Here is a 16,717-nt window from a genome sequence, read left to right on the forward strand (position 1 = left end):
TTAGAATTATAAAAACGACTAAAACAATAGAGCTAATCACTCTTAGTATAGATAACCTGTTGGTTAGTAGCAGCCTCCATAAAGAAGGTATGCAACTTTTGTAAAGGTACTCGAGGGAAAGGTAGGTGCAAGGAAAGTATTAACCTCTCAAACGCGACTATTTCGTCAGCAAAGGCCTTCGCAATGTCTGGCCCAATCTGCGGATCATCATAGAGATTGTCAATCAACCATGTTAATTGTGGAAAATTGCCATTATTATGAACCTGATACAGGGTGGTAAACAGGTCATTAGGAATGTGGCAGCGCGTTTTGCGAATCATGCCGTTCTTAAAGTACATATCTAAAGCCATATTAAAGTCCCTTCCTTAATTTTCTGATACTGAGATAACCGACGTATACTTTATCATCATGAGTGTTAGCTGCTACTTGATAAACATTAAGTTGCTTTGAATCTACAATGACCGAGATTTATAACGACTCACTCCAGCAATAACTGTCTCCTCAATCACTCTATCATCACCAAGCATCATCAATACAAATAATTGCTCATCAAGTGTTTTAGTCTGTGCCATACGTCTTTTTAATAATGGCGTTGCTGCCATGTCTATGACTACAAAATCCGCTTCTTTATTAGGCATAAAGTTACCGATTTTATCATCTAACACTAATGATTGTGCGTTACCCAAAGTAATCTGATACAACCCTTGATGGGCGGACAATTGATTGTTTTGTAATTGCTGAACTTTATATGCCTCATTTAAAGTCGTCAGCATCGATAAACTGGTCCCCGCCCCTACATCGGTGGCGATACTGACACCGGTATAGCTCAGCGTCTTAGGTAAATCAAATAATCCGCTACCCAAAAATAGATTGGACGTTGGACAATGCGCTATCTGTGTACCAGTCTCGCGTAGGCTTTCGTATTCTGACGTCTCAAGGTAGATACCATGTGCCAAGGTAGTGTACCGACCCAGTAGCCCCATATCTGCATAGACATCGAGATAGCCTTTATGATTGGGATAAAGCTTACGTACAAAAGCCACTTCATCACGGTTTTCTGCCAGATGTGTTTGCAGATAAACAGTGTCGTAACTTGCATATAACTCACCTGCCATTTGTAGCTGCTTTGGCGTTGAGGTAATCGCAAACCTTGGGGTAATCGCTACATGTTGACGTCCATGTCCATGCCAGTTATTAATAATGTTTTGCGTGTCTTGAATGCTCTGTTCAGCCGGCACGCACAGATGCTCCGGCGCGTTTTGGTCCATCAACACATTACCCGTAATCATGCGAGTATTAAGCCTATGACTTTCAGTGAAAAAGGCTTCTGCAGACTCAGGATGGCTCGTAGAAAACACCATGGCGCTGGTTGTACCGTTAGCGAGCAACTGCTCTAAAAAAAACTTGGCGGTATCATATGCAATCTTTGGATCGGCAAAATTGGCTTCAGTGACAAAGGTATAGTTATTAAGCCAATCGAGTAGCTGCTCACCATAAGCTGCCATCATATCTATCTGCGGATAGTGCACATGGGTATCGATAAAACCTGGCATAATCAGTTTATCTTGATAGTTATGAATATTTACCGGTGCTTGATCATTCGTTTGAGCATAGCTTGCCAGCATAGCTTCGTTACTACCATAATCCACAACGTGACCTGTCACATCGTCGACAACCAGCGCACCATTAGCAATATACTCAGGATAAACGTTCATGCCCGCGATGACTGGTAATAGCGTTATATTTTTATCAACAGTTGCAACTGTTGCTGTATTTGGATAATTAGAAGATGTTGAGTGAGAGTTTTCAGTGTGCGCACGCTCAGCCCTTTGATTCAGATCATCTTCGGTAAGATAGTGTAGGAGCTGCGCTTGGTAGATATGTAGGGTCATTTGAGGGTCTCGTGGGGCAGAATGCTTCTAATCAAGAAGTAAATTAATATCAACGTGCGACTGGTATAGATTTTACTTGCGTGCTATGCCTTAGCAGACAGAGGCTGCATCAAATCTATACCAGCAGCACTGTAACACTTCTAGAATAAATCAATTATATAGCCAATTAGTATAAACTTTCGTAGGCTGGCGCTTTTAGCCCAGCATTTTACTTTTGCAATGTATTCATAAAGTTAAACAGTCAAAAGTAGAAAATTTGTAATTACGGCTGATGATAATGCTGCAAAATTTGTGTGGCAATAGATACAGCGACGGCCATAGGCTCTTTACCACCAATCGGCAATCCAATTGGCATGGTTAGTTTATCGACTATCGGCTCATCATAGCCACGCTGCAGCAGACGACCTTTAAAACGCTCAGCTTTAGTTACCGAGCCAATACAACCAATATAAGGCAGTGATACTTCTGAACTATTATTAGGATTAGTTGCTAAACTGTTTGCCTCTGAAGCAGCATCCAACGCGGCACGTACTAACTCAAAGTCAAGACTATGATCATGAGTCATAACCAAAATAAAACGATAAGCGCTTTGGTGGCTAAATGGCTCAATAAACGGGCGAATAAAATCAACAGGATCATCATCAATATGCGGACGGATATGGGCCGGAAGCTTATAAAGCTTAGGCTGATTTAAATTAGGCTGAGCGTTTAATCGTTGAGGCAAATCTTCGGTTTGAATAGACTTATTTGGCAAATTAGAATTGTCTAATAAATAACGCTCAAACATTTCAGGACGACTGTCTACCCAATCCACTTGGCAAGGCAGCTCTGCCAGTATCGTCATTAATGCTGCCGCCACATTCCCTGCTCCAAATACCAATATCGACATCGGTGGCGTCACATTGAAACATTCAAACATAACCGTGACACTACCACCGCAGCACTGCGCTAGCTTCGCACCTAGCGGATAATGCTTGGTATAGACAGCATCGCGTCTGACTGCTTTCGTTGGCTTTGACTCACGAATGTTATCATTATCAATATCATCATTAGCGTTTTTGTCTCTTTTGGATACCTTTGGTACAGTTATGTCTATCTCGTCATTTAGCAGTTGCCTTGCCGTCGTGATAACATCATGCTCAAGACCGCCGCCACCAAGCGTATCGCAGTAGCCATCCTGTGTGACTACCATTTTCGCCTGTAGTGCTCGCGGTGCTGAGCCATTAACCGCAACGACAGTCGCTAACACGTGTGCCAAACCTTGATGCTGATACTGTGCTAGACCGTCATACCAGCGCGTGGGAGCTGCTAATAACTCACTCACTGTGCGTAGGTTCACTATGTGCAGGGCCTCTTGAACCCGCTACGTTAGGATGCTCTATCGCTTCTGGCTGATCGTCGACTGTCTGACCTTCAACCTCCGGTGGATTGATATCTGTAGCGTGTGGCACTAGTTGTGGCTTCACTTTATCGTCGTCAATACCGCAGTTGTCCTCATCTTCGGTCAAACTATCAAGCGCATCAAAGTTTACGTTTGTGTCGATCTCCCACGCCTCACCTTGCATACGCATCACCGCTTTTAATACTGCCTCTGGAGTCGCAGGCATCGTAAGATCCGGGTTCTTTTTATAATCACTCAAGCTTGCGATTGCATTATTAATAGCACACCAAACACTCGCTGCCAGCATAAAAGGCGGCTCACCAACTGCTTTAGAATTATAAATGGTTTGCTCTTCATTTTTACGATCATATAGCTTAACGTTGAATTGTTTTGGCAAATCGTGCGACGTTGGAATCTTATAATTGGCGGGGCTATTAGACGCGAGTGTGCCCTTTTTATCCCAAGTCAACTCCTCTGTTGTGAGCCATCCCATACCTTGCACAAAGCCGCCTTCAATCTGACCAATATCAATAGCTGGGTTAATTGATTGTCCAGCATCGTGTAAGATATCGCAGCGTAGAACTCGGTACTCACCAGTTAACGTATCTATTTCAACCTCAGTACATGCAGCACCTAGAGCAAAATAAAAGAAAGGTCGACCCCACGCTTTAGAGCGGTCATAAAATATCTTGGGCGTTTTATAATAACCCGTAGAAGATAGGCTAACGCGGTGCTGATAAGCCAACTGCACCATTTCCGCAAAAGTGAAGTCTTCCTTATCGCCAATGTAGACATGATTGCGCTCAAAGCGTATATCTTCTTGCGCCACTGCAAAATGCTCAGCGGCAAACTCGACAATGCGTGCCTTAATAGTTAAGCAAGCGTTTTGCGCGGCTTTACCGTTGATATCGGTGCCTGATGAAGCCGCTGTCGGTGACGTATTAGGCACTTTATCAGTACGCGTTGCGGATACTTTTACGGTATCCAAATCCACGGCAAACTCATTGGCGACGATTTGAGCGATTTTGACAAATAGCCCTTGCCCCATCTCTGTACCGCCATGATTGAGATGGATGCTGCCATCGGTATAAATATGTACCAGAGCACCTGCTTGATTGAGCGTCTGTACGGTAAACGAGATGCCAAACTTCACAGGTGTTAGGGCAATACCAAGACGTTTGTCACTGCCTGCAGCTTCGGCTTGCTCATTGACTTTTATGATCTGCTGGCGGCGCTTATCATAATCACAGTCTGATGCCAGCGTATCCATAATCGTTGCCAGATCAAAATGCTCGATTGGCTGACCATAATGAGTACTTTGGCCATTTTGGTAGAGGTTCGTCAAGCGTACTTGCAGAGGGTCTTTGCCCAATGTATAAGCAATTTGATCCATCATATATTCGGCAGTCATCAGACCTTGAGGCCCGCCAAAACCACGATAGGCCGTGTTCGATACCGTATGCGTTTTGCAGCGATGTCCTGCCACTTGCGCAGCTGGATAATAATAAGCGTTGTCACAGTGGAACATCGCTCGATCAACGATAGCATCGGACAAGTCTGGTGCATAACCGCATAGACCAGCCAGCTGCATATCGACACCTAGGATTTGCCCTGAGTCATCAACACCGACCTCATAACGATTGACAAATTCGTGGCGTTTACCGGTCACAACCATATCATCTTGGCGATCTAAGCGCATACTGACAGGGACATTGTGACGCTTGGCAATGATACCGCAAAAGCAGGCCCAAGCAGCTGCTTGGGTTTCTTTGCCCCCAAAACCGCCGCCCATTCTACGCACAACTGTATTGACTGCATGAAATGGCAGATCTGTCACCTCAGCGACCAGCTGCTGCACCTCACTTGGGTGCTGCGATGACGTATAAACTTCAAGCCCACCATCATCGCAAGGCACCACATACGACACCTGCCCTTCAAGATAAAAATGCTCTTGTCCGAGCATGTGAATATGGCCTGCAATACGCTTGGGCGCATTCGCAAGTGCTGCATCGGTATCACCGCGCTGCATAAAATGGCTTGGACGTACAAATTGCTCTTGCTCTAAAGCTTCATCAACACTTAATATTGCTGACAATGGTTCATATTCTATCATGGCTTTAAGTACGGCTTTTTTTGCGGCACGGTGAGTGGTTGCCACGACCAAAAACAGCGTCTGACCCACGTATTGTGTGATCTCATCCACCATCAATGGTTCACCATCAAATACCGCTCCGATGTCCGTTTGGGCAGGCAAATCTTTAAAGCTTAGAACATCAATCACCCCATCAGCTGCTTTGACTGCGCTAAGATCCATACTGGTTACCCGAGCATGAGCGTGACTGCTTTTACCAACAGCCAGATGTAGCGTACCCTGTGGCTTTAAGATATCATCCACATAAGTAGCCGTACCCATGACATGGCTTATCGCACTATCATGCTTGGCAGAAGTGCCGATTTTGTTTTTAGGCGGACGTACACGGCGAATACTGTAGCTGTCAAATAAGGATGATTGATGGCTCATGATGACTCTCTCTCAGTTTGCGTCTCTGTTATCAGCTGCTTACCACATTTAATCAATAATCGTTGCACTACATGCAAGCGATACTCACGGCTGGCTCGAACATCTGTTAACGGCGAGACATCCATCGGTAATGCTTTTGCAGCGCTCTCAAAACTTGCGACCTCAAGAGGCTGCCCTAAAAGTGCTTGCTGACAATTTTTTGCTAATAAAGGTATTGCAGCCATACCGCCTAGACCAATCTTTGCATGATCGACACTTTTACCATCTGCTGATAGAGCGACACTGATAGCAACCAAACAAGCAGAAATATCATCTTCATAACGCTTGCTGATTTTATGAATAAACAGGTGCTGATTATCCTGCATAAGCGGTATATCAATAGCGACAATATAACTGCCTGCCCGCAGCTTGGTCTTTTTATAATCTACAAAAAATTCCGTTAAAGATATTATCTCGTCAATATAAGACTTTTTATCATATTCATTTTTATTGACTGTATCTTTATCACTCATCTTTTTTGCACTGTCATTTTTATTATCAGGACCACAATGACGCAAATGAACGCGAGCATCTAACGCGAGCAAAATGGGAGGCAGATCTCCAATAGGCGAGGCATTAGCAATATTACCGCCAAGCGTACCCATATTACGTATTTGCGGTGACGCAATTCTGGCAAATAGCGCAGCAAAGGCAGGAAAGTACTGTTCAAGTATCGGCAGCATTTGCTGATAGGTCATACCTGCACCAAGTCTCAAAGTTTTCGCTTCTACACTGGTATTATTAGCACTATCTGATGTAGATTGAGGCTCTAAATCAGACAGTGACCAAGATTTTAGCTCGTCAATGGCCGATAGCTGAATGATTGTTTCATGGTCAACTAAGTGCTGAGTGATACTCAATCCTAAATCCGTACCACCCGCCCAAATAGTCGCCGTTGGGTATAAGGCTAATAGCTCATCGAGCTCGTCCATTGATTTTGGAATAAATAGCTGCCGTATACCTTCAGCTAATGCCAGCGTATTAGTTGACGCCTGATCTACTATATTTGTCGCTGTGCTTTTGGGTAGCGGTTTTTTGTCGTTTGCCATGACGTCGGTGGCTAGACTTATGGTCAAGTCCTTTGCGACTGTCTGATCAGCGTCTCTTTGTTGGCCGATTTTACCCATCATTAGACCCGCTTCAATGATGGGTCGATAGCCAGTACATCGGCATAGATTCCCTGATATTGAGGCGACGATATCATCATAGCTTAAATCATTGTCGCCTTGTTCACCGTTTATAATGTCTTGCTTGGCAGTGACTGGCTTAACATGGTTATGCTGCATGCGATGGTTTTCATATACATTTGCAAGCGACATCACAAAACCAGGGGTACAAAACCCACACTGCGAGCCATGGCAATCAACCATTGCCTGCTGTGCAGGATGTAATAGCGCACGCTCTGGGTGATGTGTTGGATTATCCGCTAGATAAGATGCGGTCATCAGATGATGACCATCCATGAGCGACAATAGAGTAATACAGGAATTGAAGGTATAAAAAGGAGTACTGTCACTAGACTCGCTGGTTGCATGACTGGGGAGACGCTGCGCCATGATTGTACATGCACCGCAATCTCCACTACCACAGCCTTCTTTAGTGTCAGTTTGACGTTCATACGAGCGCAGATACTCAAGTACCGTCGTGTTTGGATTGAGTTGGGTTATCTCGTGGCGCTTTTCGTTTAGATAAAAACTAATCATAGCAGGACTCGGCTAACAAATTGAGCTTTATAAAATATAGTTATAGGACGATATTCTGAACTTCAACAAATTAAAAGTTCAATAGAACATAAGCCTGACACCTTTATAAACGTGACTATTCAGTCAGGTTTTATTTATATTATCACCCCTATTGCTTGCCTACAAGCAATTAAATATCGTTTATCCAAACTTTTAAAACCCATCTGATAAGTTATAAAATACTTTAAAATTTCCAAAAAAAACGGTTAGCGATTATTTACAGGCAGTTTAAAACCTCGTAAACAAACACTAACCGTTACTTATATGACACTAAGTTCTATCTAATGACTTAATTATTAATTTTTTAAGTTTTGCTATGTTCCAAGCTCAAGCAAGCTTGCATTACCACCAATAGCTGTCGTATTGATAGTTATCACTCGCTCAGTTACAAAACGATGCAGATAATCTGGCGTTAGCATGTCTGATAAGCCCTCCATATCTGTCACTGCGATTACTTGGGTTAAGATACCATCAGTATCGGCCAATGTTTGACTGACTTCTTGTACTTCAGCAGCGCTACCTGCAACCACTACTTGAGCAAGGCGGTCGATATGTAGCAAAGTAATCGTTTGTGAGTCGTTTGCCACACTTAGCACATCATCACTGATACCAGTGTCATAAAGTACTTTGGCGGCTTCTACGCACATCTCTTCTTGGCTTGGACAATGCAAAATGACTTCATTTCCTGTCAATAGTGCTGCGATAAGCTGACCGAGTACCGCCATTGTTTTGGCTGATTCGCCGCCGACAACCATTGTTTTACCACGAGCAGTCACATAAAGATCGTTAGACTCGCCTGTAGCACCCGTCATACGATGTACCTCATCTAGGCTGGGCGCTGCACTCAGCAGATGATTGAACAAGCGACGCGCTTTATTGGCGTCTCCCGTGAACAATGCAAGCTTAGGAACAGCAGCTTCTAGATAAGTGGCACGCTGTACGGCACCAAGTAATCGCCAAGCTTCACAAACTTGAGCATGATTTTTTTTGAATTCGTTCGTCATGTTGCTACTCCTTATGCAAGCTCTGTTTGAGTGGTTGATGTCGTATTGTTTACAGTACTAGATGCTTCGGTAGCCAGTTTTGTAGCGTTTGGTTTTGCTGAGCTAAAAGACTCAGAGCTTAGCTTCATCAAACGCGGCACATAATGCGGGCCACCAGCTTTTGGGCCCGTACCTGATAAGCCGCAGCCGCCGAAAGGTTGAACATTGACTACAGCACCGATTTGGTTACGGTTGACATAAGTGTTACCCACGACAGCGCGGCGCTCGATATGCTCAGCGATGTTTTCAATACGGCTATGGATACCTAAGGTTAAACCAAACCCTGTCGCATTAATCGCATCGATAAGCTGATCCAACTCACGAGCCTTATAACGCAGTACGTGCAATATCGGGCCGAAATGCTCGCCACCAATAACGTCAATGGTTTGCACTTCGATCGCTGTCGGCAATACAAAGGTAGATTGCTCTTCACTGACTACTGAGCTGGCACTCATAGGCGTCTGTGCCAAAATGTTGGCTGTCGGCTCAGATTTCATACGTTCAATATGACTCTCAAGACCCTGCTTAGCATCAGCATCAATCACTGGGCCAACATCTGTTGCAACGTAAGTTGGATTACCTACGACTAGCTCTGCCATATGACCTTGTAGCAATTCAATCAGTCCATCTGCCACATCTTCTTGTACACACAAGATACGACAGGCAGAACAGCGCTGTCCTGCCGAACCAAATGCTGATAGCACGGCATCCTTGACCACTTGTTCTGGCAATGCTGTGGAGTCAACGATCATGGCGTTTTGTCCACCAGTTTCGGCGATCAAAATTGGTAGCTCGCCATTTGCTTGTGCATGATCATTTAAGCTTTGGTTGATACGCTGCGCGGTTTGCGTTGAGCCTGTAAATATCACGCCAGATAAGTTGTCTGCTGCTGTCAGCGCGCCGCCTACTTCACCTGCACCAGTGACAAACTGTAGCGCCTCACTTGGCACGCCAGCTTGATACATCAACTTGGCACCAAAATGTGCGATCAAGCTGGTTTGTTCTGCTGGCTTTGCTACCACCGTATTGCCCGCTGCTAATGCCGCAACGATTTGGCCTGTATAAATTGCTAATGGGAAGTTCCATGGGCTAATACAGACAAAGGTGCCACGTGCCTTATAAACTTGACGTGACTGCTTACCAGCTAAGTCTGTAAATTCATGCGTGATATCATTTAGGCGCTCCGCTTCATCAGCATAAAAACGACAAAAATCGACCGCTTCTTTGATCTCATCAATACTGTCTTGCGTCGTTTTACCCGCCTCGATTTGGCATAGTGCCATTAGCTCAGCGTAGTTTTCTTCATACAAATCGGCAGTTTTGCGTAAGATAGCGGCACGCTCAGAGGCTGGCACTGCTTGCCATTTTGCTTGTCCTGCCACAGCAGCGTCGATGGCTTGACGAGCCAACTCTGCATTGGCATATTGCACTTTGCCAGCGACAACATTATGGTTCCAAGGCGCACGTACCGTATGACTATCAAGGGGCTGATTTGCGCCATCTTGCTCAAATGTATTGACTGCTTGGCCGTTAATAACAGGTGCTGCTGACCATGTATTGTCTAAGTGACTGTCAATCGCTGTTTTGAACGGCTGCCATTGCGACTCTACAAATATATTGGGCCCAAAACTAGCACGGCGCTTGCCATAGATATCGAGTGGTAACGGTATCTCAATATTATGCAGCGTTTCATTGGCCAGTAGCTTGTCATACGGATGTACTGTTAGCTTATCAATCGGATACGACTTATCTAATAGCTGATGCACAAATGAGCTGTTCGCGCCATTTTCAAGTAAGCGGCGCACTAAGTATGGCAACAAGTCTTGATGAGCGCCAACAGGAGCATAGATACGTACAGGAATACTGTATGACTGTAGAATATGATCGTAAAGCGCGTCTCCCATCCCATGTAGACGCTGAAACTCAAAGTCTCTGTGCGTACTCATGGTCATGACAGATGCCAAAGTATGCGCGTTGTGAGTTGCAAACTGTGGCCAAATTAAACCACGTAAGTGTTCTGACAATAAAAACCGTGCGCAAGCAAGATAGGCGGTATCTGTGCCCTCTTTACGGGTCCAAACTGGATAGCCTGACAGACCTTTTTGCTGCGCAAGCTTAATCTCAAAGTCCCAGTACGCGCCTTTGACCAAACGTAGGGGAATACGGTCGCCCACTTCTTTGGCCAAACGAGCAAGCCATGCAAATATCGCAATCGCACGTTTTGAGTAGCCCTGAACGACTAGTCCTAGGCCATCCCAGCCTGCGGTCAATGGGTCACGATATAGTGATTCAAATAACTTTAAGGAAATCTCAAGACGATCCGCTTCTTCTGCATCGATACTGATATCGACATCGACTTCGCGTGCCGCTTCAATAAGTAGCAAACAGCGCTGACGTAGTAGCCCTAAGACCTGCGCTTCCTGCGTTGCTTCATAGCGCGGATGTAGCGCTGACAACTTGATAGATACAGAGGGCTTAGGCATGCCTTCTTTGACTTTAACATTGGCAGTTGCTTTGATTGCATGTAGGTAGTCATTGAAGTACTTTTCAGCGTCTTTATTAGTGATGGCCGCCTCGCCTAGCATATCAAACGAGTAGGTATAGCCTTTATTGCGGTAAGGTTGGCTGTTTTTATTGGCCTCTTCAATGGTTTCACCCAATACAAACTGATGCCCCATAATACGCATGGCTTTTTGCATCGCACCGCGAATCATTGGCTCGCCCATTTTTTTGGTCATGCGATCCAAAAATCCAGAGGCTGTGGTACTGCTGTCAATACTGACCACACGGCCGGTCATCATCATGCCCCACGTTGACGCATTGACCATAAAACCATTGTCATCTTTTAGATGTTTTTTCCAGTCCGCCACACTCATCTTGTCACGGATTAGTGCATCAGCCGTATAACTATCAGGTACTCGAATCAACGCTTCAGCCAAGCTCATTAGCAAGATACCTTCTTGAGTATCAAGGCTGTATTCAAGAAGCAATGAATCTACCATCTTGATCGCTTTGCCATCATTACGTACATATTCAACCAGCTTACGTGTCTGCTCGCTAGCATCATCGCGCTCTTTATCACTAGGCTTAGCTAGGGGTAGCAAATTTCTCAACCAGCGGTCTTCATCGACACTATACAATGGTGATATACGCGCATAAAGGTCATCTGCTGACTGAGTGATATACTCAGGTGCAAGCAAATCGATAGGATCAAATAAAATAGGCTCTTTGGGGCTAAACTGGTCTATTGGGTTCATACCAACTCCATAACTATCGTTAAAAAAACCATCATAAATGGTACGCGTGGACTCTTAACGTCGCAAATATTTAGAATAAAGCAATTATACACTTGGTCAAATATCCACGATCAACAACCAATAACAGCTGTCTATAGGAGACCAAACGACACCATCACAAAACGAGCAAATCCAGCATAAGCTGGAGAGGGTTAAGTAGGTCGTTCGATTGTTAAAAAAAGTGCTACGTTAACAATTCAAAGGCAACAACGAACAGTTAAGCGGCATTAGTGCCTTCTTCTTGTTTGTAGTGAAAGGAGTGCGATCAACAGATATGGCTTTTATATAACTGATTGAACCAAAACTATGATCTTGTATGACGCTAATTCACTGTAAGAAAAACCTCTACGGCGTTGATTGAGGTGATGCGCTTAACCCCGTCATATTATCATGAAATAATTTTTCAAACTAACTATATCGCTCATTTATATTAATAAATATGTTATTTAAAAACAAATAGTTAGCGGCATAAAATTATAGATAGGTTCTAATTTATGGTCTTTTGTTGATTATTGGTTATTTAATAACGTTTTTTGCAGCCATACTGTTAATTCTTTGGTCATAAACGCTTGAGCCTTATGCTAAAAAACCCTCCTTATCAGTGCAAGATAAAGAGGGTTAAAAACTAGTGGCCATTCATGCATATTAGTAGTTTGTATTCATACCAAATTCAATAGGCCCTAGTCGATATATCGGTATACATAGCATAAATAAGCTATAGCCATATGATCTTAACAAGTAAAATGATTGTCAGCACCCACACTGGCAGAGTCACTTCATTGACTTTACCAGACATCAGCTTGACCGCGGTAAAGGTAATAAAACCAAGGGCAATACCATCGGCGATAGAGTATGTCAGCGGCGTAAATAACAGCACGACGACAACGGGCGCAGCATCTGTCAAATCTGCCCAATTGATGTCTTTTAGCGTACCTAGCATCAGTACGGCGACGTAAAAGATAGCGCCGGCGGTAGCATACGCTGGAATCATACCAGCCAATGGGGCAAAAAAAGTACTTAATAAGAACAACACCCCGACCGTGACTGCCACAAGTCCAGTACGTCCACCTGCTGCAATACCTGCAACACTCTCAACATAACTGGTGGTCGATGAGGTACCGAGCATCGCACCTGTCACCGTCGCTGTCGAATCTGCTAGTAGTGCTTTGCCCATATTAGGTATGTTACCGTCTTTATCAATCAATTTCGCCTGGCTTGTCGTTGCCACTAGCGTACCTGCGGTATCAAATAAATCGACAAACAAAAAAGCAAAAATGACACTAATCATCGTGACATCAAACGCACCGGCAATATCAAGTTGCATCAAGGTTGGAGCGACGGATGGTGGCGTAGATATAATCCCAGCAAACTCAGTATGTCCTGCCAATAGACTGATTAGAGCAACCAATAAAATGCCAATTGTCACAGCACCGGGGATTTTTTTATACGACAGACCAATAATGACAAAGAAGCCTATGGATGCCATCATAGGACCAAACGATGTCATATCACCAAGCGTCACTAGCGTTGCGTCTTGCCCAACGATAACGCCAGAGCTTTGCAGTGCAATAAATGCTAAAAATGCACCGATACCTGCGATAACCCCTTGTTTAAGAGCAATCGGAATAGAATTAATAATCCATTCACGAATTTTAAATAAGCTTAATAGTATGAATATGCACCCCGACAAAAAAACAGCACCGAGTGCTGTCTGCCATGCATAGCCCATTCCTAACACCACCCCATAGGTGAAAAAGGCGTTAAGACCCATGCCAGGTGCCAACGCTACGGGCAAACGGGCATAAAGCCCCATTATAAAACAGCCTATCGCAGCAGCAAGACAGGTAGCAACAAACACTGCCCCTTTATCCATGCCCGCTTCTGCTAATATATTGGGGTTGACAAAAATGATATAAGCCATCGTCAAAAATGTCGTTATACCAGCAACAATTTCCGTTTTTATCGTGGTATTGTCACCATTAATTCCAAAATAGCGCTCAATTGCATTCATAAGGGTCAATCCCAACAGGCCAGTGAAAAGAACAAGTTTATATGTGTCTAAAATAAAGATGACGTCAACAAAACCATGGTGACGTCATAAAACAAAAGACAGCGGTAACAAAGCGCAACATTCTAGAGAAACCTGTGCACAAATTCAATCATTACCCATGCCTTACACGCCTAAAAACTATATTAACTGTTATCTATAAACAATAGTACACGGTAAAAACACATTATCAAACCATTAATCTAAAAACTGTCTACTGCTCATTGAACATATTAATAATGACCTTTTGTCTATTTAACAGTAAACTAAGGGGTTGAGATATTATTGTCATAAAGAAGATACTATCATTCAAACGCGGTCTTCTTATTAAGTTGTTGAAATCAATAATAAAATATATTTGTTAACTACTAACAAATAAGTATTAATCGTATCTTTTAGGATTATTTGACTTGAGTCTTTTAGTTTTAGTCAATTGTTGTTAATCATCAGTGAGCCTGTTACATGCCTGAATCATTAAACATTATCGATCTTATTACTCAAGCAAGTCTGCTCGTGCAGATGGTGATGGGGTTGCTATTACTAGCCTCTTTGGTTAGTTGGGTTATTATCTTTCGTCTAAGTGCACGCCTTGGTACTGCCAAAAACTTCGATGAACAGTTCGAAACGTGGTTTTGGTCAGGTGAGGATTTGGCCAAACTTTATCAGGGCGTCCAAGGCTCGCCTGAGCGTCAAGGGCTTGAGCAGATTTTTTATATTGGTTTTTCTGAATATTTGAGAATGCACAAAAAACGCCAACCCAAAGATGACATTATCGATGGCGTCGAGCGTAAGCTACGCGTTGGGCTTGGTCGTCAGCAGCAGCTACTTGAGTCCGGTATTACTACCCTTGCCAGCATTGGTTCGGTAGCGCCTTATGTGGGTCTATTTGGCACGGTTTGGGGCATCATGAATGCCTTTTTGGGTCTCTCACAGACAGAGCAAGCGACCCTTGCCTCAGTGGCACCTGGTATCGCTGAAGCACTTATCGCCACGGCGATGGGACTGTTTGCAGCTATTCCAGCCGTACTAGCGTATAACCACTTTACAGCAAAGTCAGGCCAGCTATATGAGTCGCGTGCTCTATTTTGTGATGAGATGACAGGTATGCTACAGCGTGAGACCAATACTCAAAATGCACTAAATAAAGCGCAGAAAAATAATGAGAGCAGAGCTGGTGCAGGTCAGGTGGCAGGGCTATGAAACCAAACCCCTATAGCCGCAAGAAAAAAGCACTCAATGCTGAGATGAATGTCGTACCTTATATCGATGTTATGCTGGTGCTACTGGTGATATTTATGGTGACAGCACCAATGCTGACCACAGGGGTCGATGTCGATTTACCAAAAGAGCAGACCAATACGATGAGCCAAAACCAGCTGCCTGTCATCGTGTCATTGACAAGTAGCGGTGAGATTTTTATCAGCTATGAAAACAACATAGACATGCCTATTAGTGAGCCTGAATTGATTAACACCTTATCCAACTTGCAATCGCAAAATAGTAACGCTGGTGTGCCCCCTCTGCAGGTGATGATTAACGCCGATCAAAATAATCAATACGGTGCCATCATGGCTTTGATGGCCAATTTGCAACAAGCAGGTATTCAGAAGGTCGGGCTATTAACAGGTGCTCCTCTACCTGCGCCTACGTTATAATGAGCTTAAATCAAAAACAGTTACTTTTACAACTTGATTTGAATAAGTAGACAACCTGATGACACACGTCAATGAGTATCACAACCATGAATAATGCTCCTGCCGTCTATATTCCAACTGCGCCTGAAGGTGATGGGCTGACCCTACCTATGCTATTAAGTCTATTGGCTCATGGCATCGTACTTGGCTTGCTGATTTATACCTACCAACAACCCGAATTAGAAACCGTTGGCAATATTGAAACCACTATGGTCACGCCGCAAGAGTTGGCTGAGATGCAAGGACAAATATTGGCCAACCGTGCAGCGATGCAAGCGCAGGCAGCTAGTAGTAATACAGAGACCAGTGAGCCTATAACTGCAGATAACAACGATAATGTCAGTCAAACAAACGCCTCATCAAGCCTGCAAAGAGAGTCTGTATTTACGCGCTCCGATGCTCCAGCGGACCAACCAGTATTAATGAGTCAAGAGCAGCATCAGCGGCGTATTGAGCAGATGCAAGAGTATGAGCGTAATATGGCCGAGCTGGCAGCGCGGCTAGATGAGACCGCCCTAGAAGAGCTGAACCAAGTAGAACAAGACAAACAAAACCAGCTTGATGCTGAGCGCGCGCGTTTAAAGTCTTTTCGTCATACAGAGAATAATCCGCCTAAAATCAAACGACCGAATAACACACAGGCCAATTTGGAGATAGAAACGGGTAGTACAAATAATGCTAACAAAACCTTTAGCCTAGAAGCAGATGGAAAATCGACAGTCACTGGAAGCCCCATCACTTCTGGGCAATCAACGAACAGTAGTAGTGCATCAGCAAGTAGTCGCGGGGCAAGCAATAGTGAGATTGTAAGCTTGATTAAGCGCAACTATAATCCACCGGTAGCAGCTAAAGGCTCAACTCAGCAGGCAACCTTGACCATAACGGTCAATAGTAATGGAGATGTGGTTAATGTCTCTGTCTCAGGGCCCGATTCAGCTGTCAATGAAGCGGCCAAGCAAGCGGTATTAAATACTCGTCATTTACCGATTGATACTGACGATCCTAAATACCCCACCTTTACCATAAGGTTTAAAGGCAGCAATTAATAAGAGGATAGACGGC

At 44.1% G+C, this 16,717-nt stretch carries 11 protein-coding genes; 3 read left to right on the forward strand and 8 right to left on the reverse strand.

All coding sequences use genetic code 11. The features are described from left to right. Positions 1-32: 32 nt before the first annotated feature. The 8 genes from ACTXGH_RS05880 to ACTXGH_RS05915 form a co-directional block, all read right to left on the reverse strand. Positions 33-350: a hypothetical protein gene (locus ACTXGH_RS05880; protein ID WP_439260807.1), complete on the reverse strand. Its 318-nt coding sequence runs from the start codon at positions 348-350 to the stop codon at positions 33-35. Positions 351-452: 102 nt separating this feature from the next. Continuing rightward, positions 453-1,892, reverse strand: a complete 1,440-nt coding sequence (guaD, locus tag ACTXGH_RS05885) for a guanine deaminase (RefSeq protein ID WP_439295949.1) — start codon at positions 1,890-1,892, stop codon at positions 453-455. A 262-nt stretch (positions 1,893-2,154) separates the two neighbouring features. Continuing rightward, positions 2,155-3,231, reverse strand: coding sequence for an XdhC family protein (locus ACTXGH_RS05890; RefSeq protein WP_439295950.1), 1,077 nt, complete (start codon positions 3,229-3,231; stop codon positions 2,155-2,157). After that, the gene (gene xdhB, locus ACTXGH_RS05895) at positions 3,209-5,794 is read right to left on the reverse strand and encodes a xanthine dehydrogenase molybdopterin binding subunit (RefSeq protein ID WP_439260804.1); all 2,586 of its coding nucleotides are present in this window, start codon (positions 5,792-5,794) and stop codon (positions 3,209-3,211) included. Before xdhB ends, ACTXGH_RS05890 begins: the two co-directional genes overlap by 23 nt. Beyond that, positions 5,791-7,536, reverse strand: coding sequence for a xanthine dehydrogenase small subunit (locus ACTXGH_RS05900; protein ID WP_439295951.1), 1,746 nt, complete (start codon positions 7,534-7,536; stop codon positions 5,791-5,793). The genes xdhB and ACTXGH_RS05900 overlap by 4 nt, the downstream gene beginning before the upstream one ends. Positions 7,537-7,889: 353 nt before the next feature. Then, complete coding sequence (locus ACTXGH_RS05905; RefSeq protein ID WP_439295952.1) at positions 7,890-8,579, reverse strand: 1-pyrroline-5-carboxylate dehydrogenase; 690 nt, start codon at positions 8,577-8,579, stop codon at positions 7,890-7,892. An 11-nt stretch (positions 8,580-8,590) separates the two neighbouring features. Further along, positions 8,591-11,875 (reverse strand): bifunctional proline dehydrogenase/L-glutamate gamma-semialdehyde dehydrogenase PutA, encoded by a 3,285-nt coding sequence (gene putA / locus ACTXGH_RS05910; RefSeq protein WP_439295953.1) that lies wholly within the window; start codon positions 11,873-11,875, stop codon positions 8,591-8,593. Between the two features lie 754 nt (positions 11,876-12,629). Further along, positions 12,630-13,925, reverse strand: coding sequence for an NCS2 family permease (locus ACTXGH_RS05915; protein ID WP_439295954.1), 1,296 nt, complete (start codon positions 13,923-13,925; stop codon positions 12,630-12,632). A gap of 498 nt (positions 13,926-14,423) precedes the next feature. Here ACTXGH_RS05915 and tolQ point away from each other — a divergent pair, with 498 nt between their 5' ends. The 3 genes from tolQ to ACTXGH_RS05930 all read left to right on the forward strand — a co-directional run bounded on the left by tolQ (position 14,424) and on the right by ACTXGH_RS05930 (position 16,701). Next, positions 14,424-15,161 carry a protein TolQ gene (gene tolQ / locus ACTXGH_RS05920; protein WP_439295955.1) on the forward strand — a complete coding sequence of 246 codons (738 nt, stop codon included), beginning with the start codon at positions 14,424-14,426 and terminating at the stop codon, positions 15,159-15,161. Then, positions 15,158-15,616 (forward strand): protein TolR, encoded by a 459-nt coding sequence (gene tolR, locus ACTXGH_RS05925; protein WP_299215903.1) that lies wholly within the window; start codon positions 15,158-15,160, stop codon positions 15,614-15,616. The genes tolQ and tolR overlap by 4 nt, the downstream gene beginning before the upstream one ends. A 71-nt stretch (positions 15,617-15,687) precedes the next feature. Then, positions 15,688-16,701 carry a cell envelope integrity protein TolA gene (locus ACTXGH_RS05930; RefSeq protein WP_439295956.1) on the forward strand — a complete coding sequence of 338 codons (1,014 nt, stop codon included), beginning with the start codon at positions 15,688-15,690 and terminating at the stop codon, positions 16,699-16,701. Positions 16,702-16,717 lie beyond the last annotated feature (16 nt).

Source organism: Psychrobacter sp. 1Y10, assembly GCF_052259005.1.
GTDB lineage: Bacteria > Pseudomonadota > Gammaproteobacteria > Pseudomonadales > Moraxellaceae > Psychrobacter > Psychrobacter saeujeotis.

Bases quoted from the DNA above. Each gene is read 5' to 3' on its own strand.
- ACTXGH_RS05880 (WP_439260807.1), bottom strand. From the start codon at position 350: ATGGCTTTAGATATGTACTTTAAGAACGGCATGATTCGCAAAACGCGC.
- guaD (WP_439295949.1), bottom strand. From the start codon at position 1,892: ATGACCCTACATATCTACCAAGCGCAGCTCCTACACTATCTTACCGAA.
- xdhB (WP_439260804.1), bottom strand. From the start codon at position 5,794: ATGAGCCATCAATCATCCTTATTTGACAGCTACAGTATTCGCCGTGTA.
- ACTXGH_RS05900 (WP_439295951.1), bottom strand. From the start codon at position 7,536: ATGATTAGTTTTTATCTAAACGAAAAGCGCCACGAGATAACCCAACTC.
- ACTXGH_RS05905 (WP_439295952.1), bottom strand. From the start codon at position 8,579: ATGACGAACGAATTCAAAAAAAATCATGCTCAAGTTTGTGAAGCTTGG.
- putA (WP_439295953.1), bottom strand. From the start codon at position 11,875: ATGAACCCAATAGACCAGTTTAGCCCCAAAGAGCCTATTTTATTTGAT.
- ACTXGH_RS05915 (WP_439295954.1), bottom strand. From the start codon at position 13,925: ATGAATGCAATTGAGCGCTATTTTGGAATTAATGGTGACAATACCACG.
- tolQ (WP_439295955.1), top strand. From the start codon at position 14,424: ATGCCTGAATCATTAAACATTATCGATCTTATTACTCAAGCAAGTCTG.
- tolR (WP_299215903.1), top strand. From the start codon at position 15,158: ATGAAACCAAACCCCTATAGCCGCAAGAAAAAAGCACTCAATGCTGAG.
- ACTXGH_RS05930 (WP_439295956.1), top strand. From the start codon at position 15,688: ATGAGTATCACAACCATGAATAATGCTCCTGCCGTCTATATTCCAACT.